The 16,449-nt window shown below is 68.4% G+C and carries 15 protein-coding genes, 1 tRNA gene and 1 pseudogene; 7 read left to right on the top strand and 10 right to left on the bottom strand.

The window, feature by feature from the left end; all coding sequences use genetic code 11:
- The first annotated feature begins 31 nt into the window (after nucleotides 1-31).
- Both KPL78_RS27105 and KPL78_RS27100 read left to right on the top strand, forming a co-directional pair.
- A complete protein-coding gene (locus tag KPL78_RS27105; RefSeq protein ID WP_219766291.1) occupies nucleotides 32-424 on the top strand; it encodes an MAPEG family protein in 393 nt (130 codons plus the stop codon).
- Nucleotides 425-434: 10 nt separating this feature from the next.
- Nucleotides 435-911, top strand: coding sequence for a YbaK/EbsC family protein (locus KPL78_RS27100; RefSeq protein WP_219766289.1), 477 nt, complete (start codon nucleotides 435-437; stop codon nucleotides 909-911).
- A 147-nt stretch (nucleotides 912-1,058) separates the two neighbouring features.
- Here KPL78_RS27100 and KPL78_RS27095 read toward each other — a convergent pair whose 3' ends face one another.
- Both KPL78_RS27095 and KPL78_RS27090 read right to left on the bottom strand, forming a co-directional pair.
- The gene (locus KPL78_RS27095) at nucleotides 1,059-2,771 is read right to left on the bottom strand and encodes a cation:proton antiporter (protein WP_219766287.1); all 1,713 of its coding nucleotides are present in this window, start codon (nucleotides 2,769-2,771) and stop codon (nucleotides 1,059-1,061) included.
- Nucleotides 2,772-2,803: 32 nt separating this feature from the next.
- Nucleotides 2,804-3,334 carry a GNAT family N-acetyltransferase gene (locus tag KPL78_RS27090; RefSeq protein ID WP_219766285.1) on the bottom strand — a complete coding sequence of 177 codons (531 nt, stop codon included), beginning with the start codon at nucleotides 3,332-3,334 and terminating at the stop codon, nucleotides 2,804-2,806.
- 105 nt (nucleotides 3,335-3,439) lie between these two features.
- Between KPL78_RS27090 and KPL78_RS27085 the strand changes: the two genes are divergently transcribed.
- A tRNA-Arg gene (locus tag KPL78_RS27085) sits at nucleotides 3,440-3,516 on the top strand.
- Nucleotides 3,517-3,880: 364 nt separating this feature from the next.
- Nucleotides 3,881-4,501 (top strand): LysR family transcriptional regulator, encoded by a 621-nt coding sequence (locus KPL78_RS30565; RefSeq protein WP_369412876.1) that lies wholly within the window; start codon nucleotides 3,881-3,883, stop codon nucleotides 4,499-4,501.
- On the opposite strand, the pseudogene KPL78_RS30940 reads toward KPL78_RS30565, so the two are convergent.
- The 6 genes and pseudogenes from KPL78_RS30940 to KPL78_RS27055 all read right to left on the bottom strand — a co-directional run.
- Nucleotides 4,456-4,662 (bottom strand): annotated as a pseudogene (locus tag KPL78_RS30940) (integrase); the annotation flags it as partial. The gene KPL78_RS30565 and the pseudogene KPL78_RS30940 sit on opposite strands and share 46 nt — an antisense overlap.
- 279 nt (nucleotides 4,663-4,941) lie before the next feature.
- Nucleotides 4,942-5,943, bottom strand: coding sequence for an amidohydrolase family protein (locus tag KPL78_RS27075; RefSeq protein ID WP_219766283.1), 1,002 nt, complete (start codon nucleotides 5,941-5,943; stop codon nucleotides 4,942-4,944).
- A 2-nt stretch (nucleotides 5,944-5,945) separates the two neighbouring features.
- A complete protein-coding gene (locus KPL78_RS30935; RefSeq protein ID WP_219766281.1) occupies nucleotides 5,946-7,559 on the bottom strand; it encodes a phytoene desaturase family protein in 1,614 nt (537 codons plus the stop codon).
- Nucleotides 7,560-7,565: 6 nt separating this feature from the next.
- Nucleotides 7,566-8,564, bottom strand: coding sequence for an ABC transporter substrate-binding protein (locus KPL78_RS27065; protein ID WP_219766279.1), 999 nt, complete (start codon nucleotides 8,562-8,564; stop codon nucleotides 7,566-7,568).
- Nucleotides 8,565-8,578: 14 nt separating this feature from the next.
- A complete protein-coding gene (locus KPL78_RS27060; RefSeq protein WP_219766277.1) occupies nucleotides 8,579-9,388 on the bottom strand; it encodes an ABC transporter permease in 810 nt (269 codons plus the stop codon).
- A complete protein-coding gene (locus KPL78_RS27055; protein ID WP_219766276.1) occupies nucleotides 9,385-10,161 on the bottom strand; it encodes an ABC transporter ATP-binding protein in 777 nt (258 codons plus the stop codon). The genes KPL78_RS27060 and KPL78_RS27055 overlap by 4 nt, the downstream gene beginning before the upstream one ends.
- A 157-nt stretch (nucleotides 10,162-10,318) precedes the next feature.
- Between KPL78_RS27055 and KPL78_RS27050 the strand changes: the two genes are divergently transcribed.
- Genes KPL78_RS27050 through KPL78_RS27040 form a run of 3 tightly spaced genes read left to right on the top strand, consistent with a single transcriptional unit; the run spans nucleotide 10,319 to nucleotide 13,880 of the window.
- Complete coding sequence (locus tag KPL78_RS27050) at nucleotides 10,319-11,317, top strand: LacI family DNA-binding transcriptional regulator (RefSeq protein WP_219766274.1); 999 nt, start codon at nucleotides 10,319-10,321, stop codon at nucleotides 11,315-11,317.
- An 11-nt stretch (nucleotides 11,318-11,328) separates the two neighbouring features.
- Entirely contained in the window at nucleotides 11,329-12,897 is a 1,569-nt protein-coding gene (locus KPL78_RS27045; RefSeq protein ID WP_219766272.1) for an ABC transporter substrate-binding protein, read from the top strand.
- Nucleotides 12,898-12,911: 14 nt separating this feature from the next.
- A complete protein-coding gene (locus KPL78_RS27040; protein WP_219766270.1) occupies nucleotides 12,912-13,880 on the top strand; it encodes a membrane dipeptidase in 969 nt (322 codons plus the stop codon).
- Between the two features lie 237 nt (nucleotides 13,881-14,117).
- Here the strand turns inward: KPL78_RS27040 and KPL78_RS27035 are convergent, their stop codons facing one another.
- The gene (locus KPL78_RS27035) at nucleotides 14,118-14,483 is read right to left on the bottom strand and encodes a hypothetical protein (protein ID WP_219766268.1); all 366 of its coding nucleotides are present in this window, start codon (nucleotides 14,481-14,483) and stop codon (nucleotides 14,118-14,120) included.
- A gap of 2 nt (nucleotides 14,484-14,485) precedes the next feature.
- A complete protein-coding gene (locus KPL78_RS27030) occupies nucleotides 14,486-16,375 on the bottom strand; it encodes a potassium transporter Kup (protein WP_369412875.1) in 1,890 nt (629 codons plus the stop codon).
- Between the last annotated feature and the right edge of the window lie 74 nt (nucleotides 16,376-16,449).

Below are 16,449 nucleotides of genomic sequence, written 5' to 3'. Positions count from 1 at the left end.
CGGGCCGCCCCTGTCGAACCGTGGAGAGCGCATGCCCCAGATCACCGCAAGTTATGCCGGGCTGCTGATCGCCCTGTTCATCCTGTTGACCCTGCGCGTCTTCGCCGTGCGGCAGCCGAGCGGGATCATGCTCGGCACCGGCGGGAACCGGCTGCTGGAACGGGCGGTCCGCGTCCATGCCAACTTCGCCGAATACGTGCCGCTGTTTCTGGTGGCGATTGCGGCGGCGGAGCTATGCGGCGCGCCGGGCTGGGCGCTGCATGCGGCGGGGATGGCGATGCTGGTCGGGCGCGTGCTGCATGCGATCGGCCTGTCGCAGGAACCCGACATCGTTCCGCTGCGCGCGGCCGGCATCGCCCTGACGCTGCTGGCGCTGGTCATCGCCGGGGTGCTGGCCCTCGGCGGCGGGCTCGGGCTGTGGTAGCGGCGGGGGCATGAGCGGTTCCTCTTCCATCGACCGGGTCCGCGCCGCGCTGGCGGAGGCGGGGCATCCGGACACCATTGCCGCCTTCCCCGAAGGCACGCGCAGCGCCGCCGATGCCGCCGCGGCGGTCGGCTGCGACGTCGCGCAGATCGCCAAATCCATTGTCTTCCGCGCCGGCGCGCGGGCGGTGCTGGTCATCGCGTCCGGCGCCAACAGGGTCGATATGGGCAAGGTCGCGGCCGCCATCGGCCAGCCGGTGAAGCGCGCGGACGGGACCTGGGTGCGCGACACCACGGGCTTCGCGATCGGTGGGGTCTCGCCGGTCGGGCACCTGGCACCGCCGATCGTGCTGCTGGATCAGGATCTGCTGGCGCTGGGCGACGTCTGGGCGGCGGCGGGATCGCCGCGGCATGTATTCCGTTCGACGCCCAAGGAGCTGCTGCGCATCTCCGGCGCCGCGGCGGCCGATGTGCGAGAGGACGGATAGGGTCAGAGACCGTCTGGAAACGCGCCGTTCGGCGCATTTCCATGTCCGGCACCGGCCCGCACCCCCACCCGGTCACCCAATTCAGCATACTGTCGTTGGGAGGCCGGGTGGGGGTGCGGGCCGGTGCCGGACTTTTCAAACGGTCTCTCAGCGTCCGGCGCGCAGATCCTCCACCGTGCGCTGGGATGCCTCGACCGTGACGCCGAGCCGCGTCATGGCGTAGTCGGCCATGCCAAGGGCGATCTCCCGCTCCCCCATCACCACCAGGCCCATGCCCTGTTCGCGTTCGAGGAAGGCGGCTTCCTCCTCATCATGCGCGCGGGCGGCGGCGATGATGGCGGGGTTGGCGGCGCGGGCGATGTCAAGCACGCGGCGGCAGCCGGCGGCCTCGGGCATGGCGAGCACGATCATGCGGGCCGTTTCGGGCCGCGCGGCGTGCAGCACCTCGGGCCGCGCGGCGTCGCCCCAGACGACCGGAGTGCCGGCGGCGCGCAGGGCCGAGGCCGCGGCGTGGTCGGCCTCGATCACCACATAGGGCCGGCCGTGGCGTTGCAGCGCCTGGGCGACGACGCGCCCGACGCGGCCATGCCCGACCAGGATGGCATGGTCTTCCAGCCCCTGCGGCGGCGGGCTGGACAGCCGTGCCCTGCCCCGGCGCGCGAGCCAGACCTGGACGCGGCGCGTGCCCTCGATCCACAGCGCCAGGCGATCGGTGAGGAACTGCGTCAGGGGCGTCGCGACGATGGTCAGGGTCGCCGCGACGAGCAGCGGGCCGCGCGTTTCCACCGGCAATAGGCCGGCGCCGATGGCGAGCTGCGCGAGCAGGAAGGAGAATTCGCCGATCTGCGCCATGGCGCCGGCGACCGTTGCGGCGGCCGGCAGCGGCACGCGCATCAGCAGCAGCAGGCCGAGAATCGCGCCGCCTGTGCCGAGCAGCACGCTGAGCAGGGTCGCGAAGGACGCACCGGGTAGGGCGAGCATCGCCTCCGGTTCCACCACCGCGCCGATCGACACGAAGAACAGGGCGACGAAGACACGTTGCAGCGGCACGGTATCGGCCGCGGCCTGGTGGCCGAGCGGGCTTTCCCCCAGCAGCACCCCGGCGAAGAAGGCGCCGAGCGCGGGCGACACGCCGAACAGTGCCGACGCGCCGAAGGCCGTGCCGAGCGCGGCGACGATGACGGCGAGGGTGAAGAGCTCCCGCGAGCCCGTCGCCGCGACGCGGGCGAGCAGCCAGGGCAGCAGCACCCGCCCACCGATCGCCATGGCGGCGATGAAGCCGACCAGTTGCAGAAGCGTTGCGCCGAGCGTGGCAGCCAAATTGTCTGCCTGGTGCGCATCGGCGAGCGCAGGCAGCAGTACCAGGGCGAGCACCACCACCAGATCCTGCATGACCAGCCAGCCGAGGGCGATCCGCCCGGCCTCGCCGCCGAGTCGCCCGCGTTCATCCAGCGCGCGGGTCGCGACGGCGGTGGAGGAAATGGCCAGCGCCAGCCCGAATACCAGCGCCGGCGGCCCGCCGAGGCCGAAGGCGAGCATCCCCGTTCCGGCCCCGAGCAGCGTGGCGAGGGCGATCTGCGCGAGCGCGCCCGGCACCGCGATGCGCCAGACCGCCATCAGGTCCCGCGCCCGGAAATGCAGGCCCACGGCGAAGAGCAGCAGGGCCACGCCGATCTCGGCCAGCGCGGCGGTCAGTGTCGGATCGGCGACGAAGCCCGGCGTATGCGGCCCGACCGCGACGCCAGCGGCGATGTAGCCCAACAGGGGCGGCAGACGCAGCAACCGGGCCGCGAAGCCAAGGGCAAACGCAAGGGCAAGGCCGACGACGAGGGTCGCGACCAGCGGTCCGGCATGGGTCATTGCCGGACAGGATACCGCGTTGCGCCGCGGCGTCAGCCCAGCGGCGCGATGGCCGCACCGGGGCCGAGCGGGCGCGTCATCAGCACGCTGTCCACCCAGCGGTCGTGCTTCCATCCCACCGCCGGCAGCAGCCCGGCCCGGGTGAAGCCGGCGGCCTGGTGCAGGGCGATCGAGGGTGTGTTGGCCGAATCGCCGATCACGGCGACCATCAGGCGGAAGCCGCGCGCGGCGCAGCGGTCGATCAGCGCGGCGAGCAGGGTCCGGCCGACCCCGCCGCGGCCGGCGTCGGGGGCGACATAGACCGAGTTCTCGACCGTGAAGCGGTAGGCCGGGCGAGGGCGGTAGGCGGAGGCATAGGCGTAGCCGAGGACCCGGCCGTCGCGCTCGGCGACGAGATAGGGATAGCCGGCGCCAAGGATTGCATCGCGCCGGCGGGCCATCTCGGGCGGCGGCGGGGCGTCGAGCTCGAAGCTCGCCAGGCCGTGGGTGACCCAATGACCATAGATGGCGGCGATGGCGGGGATGTCCTCGTGGCGGCTGTCGCGGATGGCGGGCTTGGTCATACGCGCCAGGGTAGCGAGGCAGGGCCAGGCGGAAAGACGGAGGACCAGACCATTTGGCCGTGGGGCTTCCTTCGCGCGCGCGGCTGGGCTATGCGGTTCTGCGATGGACCCGTAGCTCAGCTGGATAGAGCGCTGCCCTCCGAAGGCAGAGGTCGAAGGTTCGAATCCTTTCGGGTCCGCCAAATTCTCCACACTAATCAACGCGCTAGCAGAAGCGTTTTTCAGCCGCCGCGTGCTGCAGGTGCTCATGGAAGCACCACGGAAGCAGTCGGCGGAAAAAGGCTCCGCAGGGCGGGCCAGCCGAAGCTGGCTTGGCGGGCGATGTTCTCGTTTGTCCGCAGATTCGAATCGCCGCAGCGAGGGCTCTCCCGCAACGGTTCCGCCACTGACGCTTCCTGAAGCACCTCCCGCTGAAATGTGATTGCAGCCGGTTCGCAGGCTCGGGCGCGTGATGTTCAGTGAGGGCCGGTCCTGCGCGCCATCGGCGCGCTCCAAGGCCCATGCACCACCGGGATCGGGGTCGGCCGGAGGGTCCGGCTGGCTGCGATGGAAAGGAAGCGCGGTTCCGCCCCGACGCGTGGGCACCTCGACGGATCGATCAATCTCCGGGCTCTCCAGCTCGCGAGCGATGTCGAGCGTCACGGCAGCATCCGCCTGGCGGCACGAACGGCGAGGCTCTCGCCCTCGGTCGTCAGTCGAAGGATCAGGGGGCTTGAGGACGAGCTCGGCGTATCGCTGTTCGAGCGGCGACCGTCGGGGATCAGGACGACCGCTGCTGGTGAACGTTTCCTGCGGGCTGCGCTCCGCATGTTCGCTGAGCTCGAAGGTGCCAAAGGTGCGGCGCGAGCCGCTGGCTCAGGCCTCGTCGGTCAGCTTGTCGTTGGGACCTATTTCTCGGCTTCGCTCGGTCGGTTTCGCGATGCCCTGCTTCGGTTTGTCGGGCGACATAGTCGTGTCGATCTCTCCGTGATCGAGGGCGATCGCGCGCATCTCCTCAGCGACCTGCGTCGCGGCCGGGCGGACGTGGCGATGCTCCTCGGGCCGCATGCCGAACCGGGCTTGGACCGCCTTTCGCTCTGGCAGGAGGCCGGGATGGTGAGGTCCTTCACGCGCCACGTGCCGAGCAGCGGGACGATATGGCGCTTGATGCGCCCCTCGTCGGTGTAGATCGTCGAGGCCTTCTTCGGCCGTTGCGTCTTGCCTAGGATCAGACTCGCCTTGGCGTCCCCGAGATAGCGCTCACAAAGCTCTTTGACCGTGATTGCGCGGTGGTCGAGCTCCCGCTGCTCCGCCGGATTGTCGCCTTGCGCGATCCGGCCCAGGAGCACGCGAGCTGGCGCAGCCGCAGGTCCGGACGTTGCGCTCCATTGGGCACCAATGGCTCGATGGTGCGCTCCACAAAGCCTGGGCTAGAACGAAAAGCCCGCCGACTGAGGGACAACTCCTGCATGCCGACTGGTGGAGGTGCGATGGCCAGCGGGACTGCCGCAGCCTGATGCAAAGCAACGACACCGATACCGCAGTCCCCTGATGGCGAGGCAGCGAACAAACGGCCACCGCCGGGCCACGACCCAGGCAATGCGGCCAGGCCTGCCTCCCGTTGACGCCTATCGTCCCGATATCGTCCCTGTCGCATCGGACGGGTTCGTACCGCCGGCCTCCACCGTTGCGATGCGAAGGCGCTCAAGCGTGTCAGGCGCCACATCGGCAAGCTGCGCCCAAGGGTCGGTCAGCCCCATCGAGAACGGCCAGTCCGACCCGAAGAGGATCCGATCCGGTCCGAAAGCCCTCTCGACCAGCGCCAGGGCCGGGCCGGAATGGGTGATGCAGTCCACGAAGAAGTGCCGCAGGGCTGTCGTCATCGGCGGTGCGCCGGTATCCGCGCCCGGGCGCCGCACCGCCTGGCCCCGCGCGATCCGACCCGCTACCAGCGCCGTGCTGCCGCCGCCATGGGAGAGGATGAACCGGATGCGCGGAAAGCGCTCGATCACCCGCCCGAGTGCGAGATGCGCAGCCGCCAGGGCAGTCTCGCCCGGCCCACCGAGCAGGTTGTGCAGGAAGAAGGCATTGAGCCGCGTGTCACTTCCGGCTGTCGGATGGAGCAGCACGCAGGCGCCTGACGCATTGAGCGCCGCCCAGAGCGGGTCATAGGCCGCATCGGACAGCATCACCCCCGACGCCGCATGGCCGGCCGCCATGGCAAAGCGCGCCCCCTGCGGCCCGCATTCCGCGACGATGCGGGCAGCGAGAGACGGATGGCGCACCGGGAGCAGGAAGGTCGGTGAGATCCGCCCGCCATGCGGTTCCCCGATGATCTGCAACGCCCGGTTCACATAGGCGCACCAGGTAGCAGCCGCTTCGGCGTCAAGGCCATCGCGATACATCGGCGGCGGCACCGAATACCACGCGCATCGCACACCTTGCGCATCCATCCAGGCCAGCAGCGCCTCCGGCCGGAAGACCGAGGGCGAGGCCAGCGTCACCGTGCCGTCGAGCACCAGTCGGCTGTCGTCAGGGTGCCAGGCGATGCCAGGCAGGCCCCGCAGCAATTCCGGCACGACCGGCGCCAGATGCGTGTGGCAGTCCAGGGCGATGCTTCTGTGCGACATGACTATACTGCCTTGGCAAGCTGGCCTGCCCGTAGATCGGCCAAGGCGAGCTGCGTGGCATTGTAGCCCGACAGACCGGAAATGAAGTTGCCGGGCCAGGTACCGTTGCCGCTCAGATAGAGACCACGCGTCGGCGTGCGGTAGCCGTGCAGGCCAGGCAAGGGGCGCATCCAGAAATTGTTCCAGGGCGCGAGGTCGCCATGCGTCATGTTCGCTTCCACGAGACCGAATTCACGCTCGAAGTCTTCGGGATCCATGCACCGCCAATCAGTGATGAGGTCGGGCAGGTTCGGCATCCACTCGGCGCAGGCGGCGAGGGTGCGCCGGGCAAGGCTGTCCCGCTCGGCAGCCCAGTCGCCCTTACGTAGGTGATAGGGCGCGGTGCCGACATTGAGGCTGAGGACATGCTTGCCCTCCGGCGCGAGGCCGGGCGAGCTCAGAGACGGGCACAGACCCCAGACGACGGGCTTTTCTGCAATGCGGCCGAGCAGCAGATCGGCATGCGCATCCTCAAGGTAATCGAGCGACGGCGCGATACGGAACTGCGCGGCCATGAGAGCACGCGGATCGGCATCCGCCGGCGCGTTGCGCCAGCGCGGCACGCCATCCAGCGCGACGACGACCTTGAAGGCCTTGCCGGCCATCGGCCGCTTGCGCATCCGGTCGCGCCAAGGCTGCCACCCGGCGTCGTCCTGCAGCAGGTCGCATACCGTGACGCGCGGATTGATCGCAGCCATGACGAGAGATGCGCGATACACATCCCCCTGCCGGGTTACGACGCCATCAACGATGCCATCGCGGGTGAGGATTCGATGCGCCGGCGCATCCAGCTTCATCACCACACCGCGCGCGCGCGCCGAAGCCGCCATGCTGTCGATGATCGCACCCATGCCGCCGATCGGCATGCCGGTCGATCCGCGCAGTGGCATCCGCCGCGGATCATTGGTATCGCCCGCGCGCAGCGACGCCAGGGATAGCGGCCGCGCGAGCAGATTGGCCGGCGTGCCCGGACTGGACGGCGTGACGCTGCCGCCCACGATCGCCATCGGCCCGATCAGCGCCTGGGTCTGCCAGGCGAGATCGAACTGGGCCATGAGGTCACGCACGCTGCCGAAGAAAATACGGCCGAACGCCTCCTGGTCCTCGATTGCCGTCAGATTCCGCACCAGCGTCTGCAGGTCCGGGGGCGGCGCAAACATCGACACGCCGAGTTTGTCGGCGAAGGCCTGGAGATAGGCGAAGAATGCGTCGTAGCGGGCGGCCTCCCCTGGCGCGAAGGCTTCCATCTGCGCCGCGCTGCGCGCCTTGTCGCGCCAGCCGACAAAGAGGCTCCCATCGGCGAGCGGATGCACGAGCGTCGGGTCGATCGGCTGCATGCGCAGCCCATGGGCCTCGAGTTCGAGATCGCGCACGATCAGGGGCTCCAGCGACCCCGGCGAATTCGCGATCGCGGTGCGATAGCCCGGCATGAATTCGACCGTCGCTACCGGCCCGCCAAGGCGCGGCCCGGCTTCGAGCAGCAGGACGGACAACCCGGCACCGGACAGGTAGCCCGCGGAGACAAGGCCGCTATGGCCGCCACCGAGGACGATCGCATCGAAGCGGTCACTGTGCACGGAGGATCAGGCCGGCACGAAGTCGTTGGTGTAGTAAGCGTCGAGCGGTCTTTGCTGGCGGATCTCGCCGACCGCGGTCAGGGTGTCGACCAGAGCCCTCCATTCGGCCTCGCTGGCGCGGCCCCAATCCGCGTCGGCCGGCGGCTGGCTGAGCGCCTGCAGGCCGCGCGCGTAATTCACGCATTGCGCCTGGTTGCCGGCAACCTGCACCTTGCTCTTGATCAGCGCGCAGGCGGCGTCGGTGTCGGCGGCCTGGTCGGCCATGGCGCGCTTGACCGCGACGAGGGTGCGGCGGATCGCCTCGGGCTTCTCGCGGATCGCTTGCTCATTCGCCGCGAAGCCGAAGCCGAGCAGCGGCACGCCGAAGCTTGCCAGTTCCATCACTTCGGGCTCGAAGCCCGCGCCCTGGACGATAGCGCGATAGGCATGGCTGTCGCCGCTGACGCAATCCACCTGCCCGGTCAGCAGCGCCGCGGTCTTCGCCGAGGCATCGAGAGAGATGATGTTCAGCGCATTCTCCGGGATGCGGTTGGCGCGGCGGAAGACGGACAGACTGAGCCCGTCCGACCCGCCCGGCGTGCTGCCGATCTTGATGTTGCGCAGCGATTCCGGGCTGCTCAGGCGGACACGGCCCTTGATGCCCACGAAGGAGGCGGAGGTGCGATGCTGGTAGAGCGCCACCGATTTCAGCGGCACGCCGCGGGCGATCGCGGCCGCGACGTTCGTCGTGTTGATATGGCCCATATCGAAGCCGCGCTGCCCGACCACGATGGCCGTGGTGTTGGAACCGCGCCCCTGTTCGACTTCCACTTCGACGCCGGCGTCGCGGAAGTAGCCCTTCTCCTGCGCCAGGAAGAAGGTGGAGTGGTAGGGCAGCCAGCCCCAGTCGAGCAGCAGCTTGAGACGCTCGACATTCTGCGCGCGGATCGCGGCAGGCGCCGCAAGGGTTCCGGCGGCGCCCACGAGCAGGGCGCGGCGATGGAGGGGGGTCGGCATCCTCGGCATGCGGCTTCTCCTTGTCAGTCCCGGGGCGTCGCGCGCTGGCTGGCGTGCCAGGGGATCGCGATTCGTTCAACGAATTCAGCAAGATACCAGGTTGCAATGCCGAGGATCGACACCACCACCACCGCGGCAAAGGCCGTCGGTACCTCGAGGCTGCCGACCGACTGGATCAGCATGTGTCCGAGCCCCTTGTTGGAGGCCACGAACTCGCCGATGACAGCACCCAATGGCGCCAGCGTGATCGAGATCTTGATGCCCGCCATGATGCTCGGCAGGGCGCTCGGCAGGCGGACGCAGCGCAGTGTCTGCCAGGCATTGGCCCCCATGGAGCGCGTCAGCAGCAGCAGGTCCGGGTCGGCTGAGCGCAGGCCGCTCACGGTGTTCACCAGCATGGGGAAGAAGGTGAAGACGACGACGAAGATGATGCTGCTCTTCAACCCGAAGCCGATCCACACCAGCAGCAGCGGCGCCACCACCACCTTCGGAATGGCATGGATAATCACGAGCCAGACATAGATGACCCGCTCGAATGCCGGGGACGCGGCGATGAGCGCGCCGAGCGCGATGGCGACCACGAGCGCGATGACAAAGCCGACGCATGCCGCGAAGGCGGTGTAGCCGAGCTGGTCGAGCAGCAGCGGCCATCGCTCCGCCATGACCTCCAGCACCTCGCTTGGCGCGGGAAGGAGATAGGAGGGCAACTCGAAAGCCCGCACCGCCAGTTCCCAGAGCAGCAGCCCACCGAGTATGCTGAGCGTCGGCAGCATGATGCCGCCGCTTGGCACGCGCAGGGGTTCCGTCGTCGTGAGGCTCGGCGTGTCGCTCATCCCGTCAGGACTCCCGTGCGCTCGAAATGCGTCCTGATGCGGCGCACCAGCGCCGCGAAATCCGCCTCCTCGCGCATGGACAGCCTGCGCGGGCGGGGCAGCGGAACCGGTATGTCGTCCAGCAGCGCGCCAGGCCGGCCGGACATCACGAGCACGCGGTCCGCGAGGAAGACCGCTTCCGGAATGCTGTGTGTGATCAGCACGGAGGTGGTGCGCCCCGCGCCCTGCACGCGCTGGAGCAACACCCCCATCTGGTCGCGGGTGAGCGCGTCGAGGGCGCTGAACGGCTCATCGAGCAGGAGGTAGGCGGGCTCGCAGAGCAGGGCGCGTGCGATCGCGACACGCTGGCGCATGCCGCCCGACAGCTCCCAGGGGTGACGCAGGGCGAACTCGCCGATGCCAAGCTCATCGAGCAGTGCCATGGCGCGCGTCCTGGCCCAGGCGGCATCGCGCTTCTGCAACTGCGCGGGCAGCAGCACATTGTCGAGCACGTTGCGCCAGTCGAGCAGTAGGTCGCGCTGGAAGACGACACCAATGCCGGTGAGCCCCTCCTGCACCACCTGCCCGCCAAGAACGACGCGGCCGGCCGAAGGGCGGTCGAGGCCCCCGATGATGCGCAGCAGGGTGCTCTTGCCGCAACCGCTGGGTCCGACGATGGCCGTGGTCTGCCCGGCCTCCAGAACCGTCGAGACCGGCCCGAGCGCATGCACGTCGCCGGTCCGCGACCCATAGATCCGTGACACCGCCTCGATCCGGATGTCGCCAGCCGCCACGCGCCTGCTCTCCTGGATAGTGAAAACGATTACAAATGAAAGTCTCATGCCGCCTTTGGGAGCGAGTCAAGCGGCCAATTTCAGCATCCTCCCTGCGACGGGATCTGGAAAAGGATTTCACGGAGGGTTAGGCTTATTCCATGGGTCCTCGCGCGGCATGACCACAGTCCTCGACATCGCCCGGCTGGCCGGCGTGTCCTCGGCCACCGTGTCGCGCGTCCTGAACGGCAATGCCGGCGTGAAGGCCGACGCCCGCGACCGCGTGCTCGCCGCCGCGCTGGAAACCGGCTACCGGCCGAATCGCATGGCCCAGAGCCTGCGGCGGGGACGCAGCAATACGCTCGCACTGCTCGTCGGCGACATCGAGCAGAACCTCTATTCCAGCCTCACCAAGCATCTGCAGGCGAGCGTCGCCGAGATCGGGCTCGACGTGCTGCTCTACAACCTCGACCACAGCCCGGAACGGCTGAAGAGTTTCCTCGCCCTCGCTCCGGCGCTGGGGCTACGCGGCGTCGTGCTGGCGACATCGGATCGCATCGGCCCGGAATTCGACCCGCAGCTGGCCGACCTTCAGGCGCGCGGTCTGACCCTGCTGTCGATGATCCAGCGGCTCGACCTGCGCGGCGTGCCCTCAATCGTGCATGAGGAATTCGCCGCGACGCGGGAGGCGGTATCCTACCTCCTCGGCACCGGCCGTGCGCCGGTGATGTATGTCGGGCGCATCAGCACGTCGGATCTCGGCGCCGAGCGCTACCGCGGCTATCGCGCCGCCCTGGCCGAGGCGGGGGAACCTCTGCGCCGCGAGCTCGTGCAGGATGTGCGCTTCAGCTACGAGGCGGGGTACGAGGCCGTGACGCGCGCACTCGATGCCGGCCTGTGCTTCGGGTCGGTGCAGGCGGGCAGCGATGTCATCGCGCTGGGCGCCGTTGCGGCCCTGGCCGATCGTGGCCGGCGCGTGCCGGAGGATGTCGCGGTGATCGGCTTCGGCAATGCCAACTGGACCGCCTTCACGCGTCCGGCGCTGACCACGTTGAGCGTGCATCACGAAGCGGCGGCGATGGCCGCGCGTTCGGCCTTCGCGGCCGCCGAGGCGGGGCGCGACGTCCCGCCCCTCGTCACCATCGCCCGTTCGCTGATCCGGCGGCGCTCGGCATGAGGCAGAACACCATGACAGGCAGGATGATCAGGCTGGCGGCGATGGCCGCCGTGCTCGTGGCCGGCGCGGCGCGTGCGCAGGACATCGGCATCGCGTTGCAGACCGACGCGACCTCGATGGACCCGCATGTCGCGCCGACCTTCACCAGCTCGGCGCTGCACCAGCATGTCTTCGATACGCTCGTCGCGGTCGATGAGAAGCTCGCCATCCATCCCGACCTTGCCACCGCCTGGCGCGCGGTCAGCGAGACCGTGTGGGAATTCGACATCCGCGAGGGCGTCACCTTTTCCGACGGCACGCCCTTCACGGCGGACGATGTGGCCTTTTCCCTCGCCCGCGTGCAGTCGGTGCGCCATGGCGCGGGCACCTATGCGCCCTATGCCCGGCCGATCAAGGCGGTGACCGTGCTGGGCCCGCATCGCGTGCGGCTCGAGACATCGACACCCTACCCGCAGCTCCTGCTCGATGTGTCGCGACTGCGGATGGTCTCGGCGACCGCGGCGCGTGATGCGACGACCGCCGACTTCAATCAGGGACGCGCGGCGATCGGCACCGGGCCCTATCGCCTGCTGCGCTGGACGCCAGGCGAGCGGCTCGAATTCACGCGCAACCCCACCTATTGGGGTCAGGCCCCGGCCTGGGCCAATGTCAGCTTCCGGCCGATCGCGAACGATGCGGCGCGGCTCGCGGCACTGCTCAGTGGCACGGTTGATCTGATCGACAAGGTGCCGATGAACGACGTCGCGCGGCTGCGCGGCGATGCCCGCATCGCGATCTTCCAGCATGACGGCAACCGCACCATGTTCCTGGTGCCCGATACCGCGCGCGACGTCTCGCCCTTCGTCACCGACCGACAGAGCCAGCCGCTCGATCCCAATCCGCTGCGTGACGTGCGCGTACGCGAGGCGCTTTCTCTCGCCATCAACCGGCAGGCACTGACCGAACGCGCGATGGAAGGCCAGGCAAGCCCAGCCAATCAGGCCGCGCCGGAAGGCATGTTCGGCTGGACGCCCGACCTGCCCGCCACGACCTACGATCCCATCGCGGCGCGGCGCCTGCTTGCCGAGGCCGGCTATCCGAACGGCTTCCGGCTGGTCCTGCACTGTTCCTCCGGCCGCTACGTCAATGACCGGCAAACCTGTCTCGCGGTTGCGCAGATGCTCACGCGCATCGGCATCGAGGCCTCGGCCGAGGCCGAGCCGCAGACCGTCTTCATGACGCGCATGACGGCCTTCAACGCCTCGCTGCTGCTGAACGGATGGGGCAGCTATGGCGACAACCTGATCGTGCTACGCCAGGCGGTGCATTCGGTCGATCCCGCGCGCGGCTATGGCGGCTTCAACCGCGGCCGCTATGCGAACCCCGAAGTCGATCGCCTGATCGAGACGGCCGCAGCGACTTTCGACAATGGCCGGCGCGAGGCCCTGCAACAGCAGGCGATGGCGGCCGCGATGCGCGACGGCGCGGTGATCCCTCTCTACACCGCGGCATGGATCTGGGCGGCCCGCCGCGGCATCACCTTCACCCCCGGCTTCGACGAGGGGACGCTCGCCATGCGCGCCGTCCCGGCCGCTCGATAGGAAGGAACCAGACGATGCTCATCGACGGCTTGCAATGCGGGCATTTCGACCGCGACGCCTTCGAGGCGCTGCGCCGCGGCAATGTCGGCGCGGTGACCATCACCGCGGGCTTCTGGGAGGATGTGACGGAATCGCTCGATTCCATCGGCCGCTGGCGTGACCTCTGCACGGCCAATGCCGACATCGCGGAGATCGCCCGCACGGCGGCCGACATCCGCCGCATCGCCGGCGAAGGAAAGCTCGCCATCATCATCGGCTTCCAGAACACCGAGTTGTTCGGCAACCGCATCCGTCTGGTGGAACTCTTCGCCGAGCTTGGCGTGCGCTCCGTCCAGCTCACCTACAACAACCAGAACTGCTACGCGGGCAGTTGCTACGAGGCTGAGGATAGCGGCCTGTCCCGCTTCGGGCGGGAACTCATCACCGAGATGAACCGGGCCGGTATCCTGGTAGACCTCAGCCATGTCGGCAATGGCTCCACGCTGGACGCGGTAAGGTTCTCGAAGAAGCCCGTGGCGGTCACGCATGCCAACGCCGACAGCCTTTTCCCGCACAAGCGGAACAAGACGGACGACGTGCTGCATGCGCTGCGTGACAATGGCGGCATCATCGGCTGTGCGACCTATCGCAACATCACCGGCGACCATTACTGCGCCACCATCGAGAACTGGTGCACCATGGTGATGCGCACGGTCGAGATCGCGGGCATCGACCATGTGGGCGTCGGCACCGACCGCAGTCACAACTTCACTAAGCCGGACTATGACTGGATGCGCATGGGGCGCTGGACGCGCGGGGTGGACTACGGCGCGGCTTCGGCGGCGAAGCCCGGCAAGGCAGCCCCACCCGATTGGTTCCCTCGCGTCGAGGATATCGGGAAGATCGAAGGCGGCCTGGCGGCGGTGGGTTTCACGCCCGAGGAAGTCGCCAAGATCACCCATGGCAATTGGCTGCGCGTCTACGAGGCGGTTTTCGCCTCCTGAGCCTCAAGCCGAGGATCATAGACCGGCGCATATCGACGCCCGAGCACCTGGTCACAGGGGTCACAGCATCGCCGCCTCTTCTCGCATGCGGCGGTGAGCCGGCACTGCCGATGGAGAGGCGCGTGCCATCATCGTCCCCGCGGCCCAGGTGCAGCACGCGGATCATCCCCCCTGCGCGCCGGCTCGAAGGCAGTATGGCAGCCGGCACCACGCCGTGAGGTTGGCGCCCTTCGTGCGTCAGGTGATGCCCACGACGCGATAGGCGTATGCCTGCCCGTCCGGTTCGGTCACCGTCACATATTCTCCCGGCCGCACCGGTTCCGCCCCGAATTCCAGACTGCTTTCCGGGGCATCCGGGCTTTCCGGGGTCGCGCCGTAGAAACGGATCGTCCAGCCATGGTCAGGATCGTGTTGCACGTCTCCCTGGGTCGGCGGTGCATCGGGTACGATCCGCTGCGCCCGCCAGGGCGTGGGGTCCGCTGCCCAGGCCCGGCCATCCGGCCGTCCGGCGGCATCGAGCATCAGCTCGATCTCGTAGCGATGCTCCGGGCTCCCTTCCGGGAAGCCCGGGCCGGCGGCCAGTGCGAGCAGCACCCGCGCCATGATCAGATCGCCACGCGCACGCCGAGCTCCACCACGCGGTCGGACGGGATGCGGAAGAACTCCGTCGCCGGCACGGCGTTGCGCGACATGATGGTGAACAGCCATTGTCGCCAGCGCGACATCTTCGGCACGGCGGCGGCGACCACGGTTTCACGCCCGAGGAAGTAGGAGGTCTGCATCGGTTCGAAGGGAATGCCGACCTCTTTCAGTGCCTCGAGTTCCTTCGGGATGTTCGGGCTTTCCTGGAAGCCGTAGCGCAGGAAGACCCTATGGATGTCGGGGGCGAGCGATTCAACCTCGCGGCGCCGTTCGACCGGCACGGCGGGGATCCCCTCGTTCTGCACGGTCACGAACAGCACGCGCTCATGCAGTACCTTGTTGTGTTTCAGGTTGTGCAGCAGCGCGCCGGGCAGGAAATCGGCCTGGCTGGTCATGAACACTGCGGTACCCGGCACGCGGATGGTGCGCGACTGCGGCAGCCGCGCGATGAAGGACTTGAGCGGCAGCCCATCCTGCCGGAAGCGCGCGAACAGCAGTTCCCGCCCGCGATGCCAGGTCGTCATCATGGCGAAGAGACCCGCGCCGAGCACCAGCGGCACATAGCCCCCATCGGGAATCTTCAGCACGTTGGACAGGAAGAACAGCACGTCGAGGACCAGCAGGGGCCCGAACACGCCGATGACCAGCGGCCATGCCCAGCCGAAGCGCCGGCGGAACACGATGATGGCGAGGCAGGACGTGCAGACGAAGGTCCCCGTCACCGCGATTCCATAGGCCGCCGCCAGATTGTCCGAGGTGTGGAAGGCCATCACCAGGATCAGCACGCCGATCAGCAGCAGCGTATTCACCTGGGGCATATAGATCTGCCCCTCCTCGGTCTCACTCGTGTGGCGCACCTCGAGCCGCGGGATGAAGCCGAGTTGCACGCATTGCCGTGCGATGGTGTACGCACCGGAGATCATGGCTTGGCTCGCGATGATGGTCGCAGCCGTCGCCAGTAGGACCAACGGCAGCCGGAACCACTCCGGTGCCAGCAGGTAGAACGGGTTCTCGAGGGCCGAGGGCGCATTCAGGATCAACGCGCCTTGCCCGAGATAGTTGAGCGTCAATGCCGGCAGGACAAGCCACAACCAGGCCCAACGGATCGGCCGGCGTCCGAAATGCCCCATATCGGCGTAGAGCGCCTCGGCACCCGTTACCGCCAGCACGACCGAGCCGAAGGCGATGAAGGCTAACAGGCGGTAGGCGACGCAGAATTGCACCGCGTAGTGCGGTGACAGCGCGACGAGGACGCCAGGTTCCCGGACGATCTCGATCAGCCCCAACAGGCCGAGCACGAGAAACCACAGCGCGCAGATCGGCCCGAACACGCGGCCCATGCTGCCCGTCCCGCGGAACTGCACCAGGAACAGCCCGAGCAGGATGACGACCGCAATCGGGATCACCGCGCGATCGAAGGTGTCGTCAACCACCTTCAAACCCTCGACCGCCGACAGCACCGAGATGGCCGGTGTGATGATGCCGTCACCGAAGAACAGGCAGGCGCCGATGATGCCAAGCAGCGCCAGGCTCCAGCGCGCCCGCGGCGATTCGACGCTGCGCTGCGCCAGCGCCATCAGGGCGAGGATGCCACCCTCCCCCCGGTTGTCGGCCTGCAGGATGAAGACGACGTACTTCACCGTCACCGTCAGGATCAGCGACCAGATGATGAGGCTTAGGATGCCGAGGATCTCCCAGCGCTCGAGCCCGTCATCCGAGAAGTGCAGCAATGCGGCACGCAACGCATAGAGTGGCGAGGTGCCGATATCCCCGTAGACCACCCCGAGCACGCCGAGGATCAGGGCGGGCGTCAGAGGCTGCGGTTTGTCCGGGTTGGGATCGTGCGCGGTCACGGGGCCTCGCTGCTAAGGGACAGAGGCGGCAGTGATATGCCGACCCGCCCGCCTGCCGCAATCGCGCCGCAAAG

The sequence above is a fragment of the Roseomonas alba genome (assembly GCF_019430885.1).
GTDB classification, from domain to species: Bacteria; Pseudomonadota; Alphaproteobacteria; order Acetobacterales; family Acetobacteraceae; genus Neoroseomonas; species Neoroseomonas alba.
The sequence above is the reverse complement of the archived record's forward strand: the minus strand, read 5'-3'. Positions and strand labels throughout refer to the sequence as shown.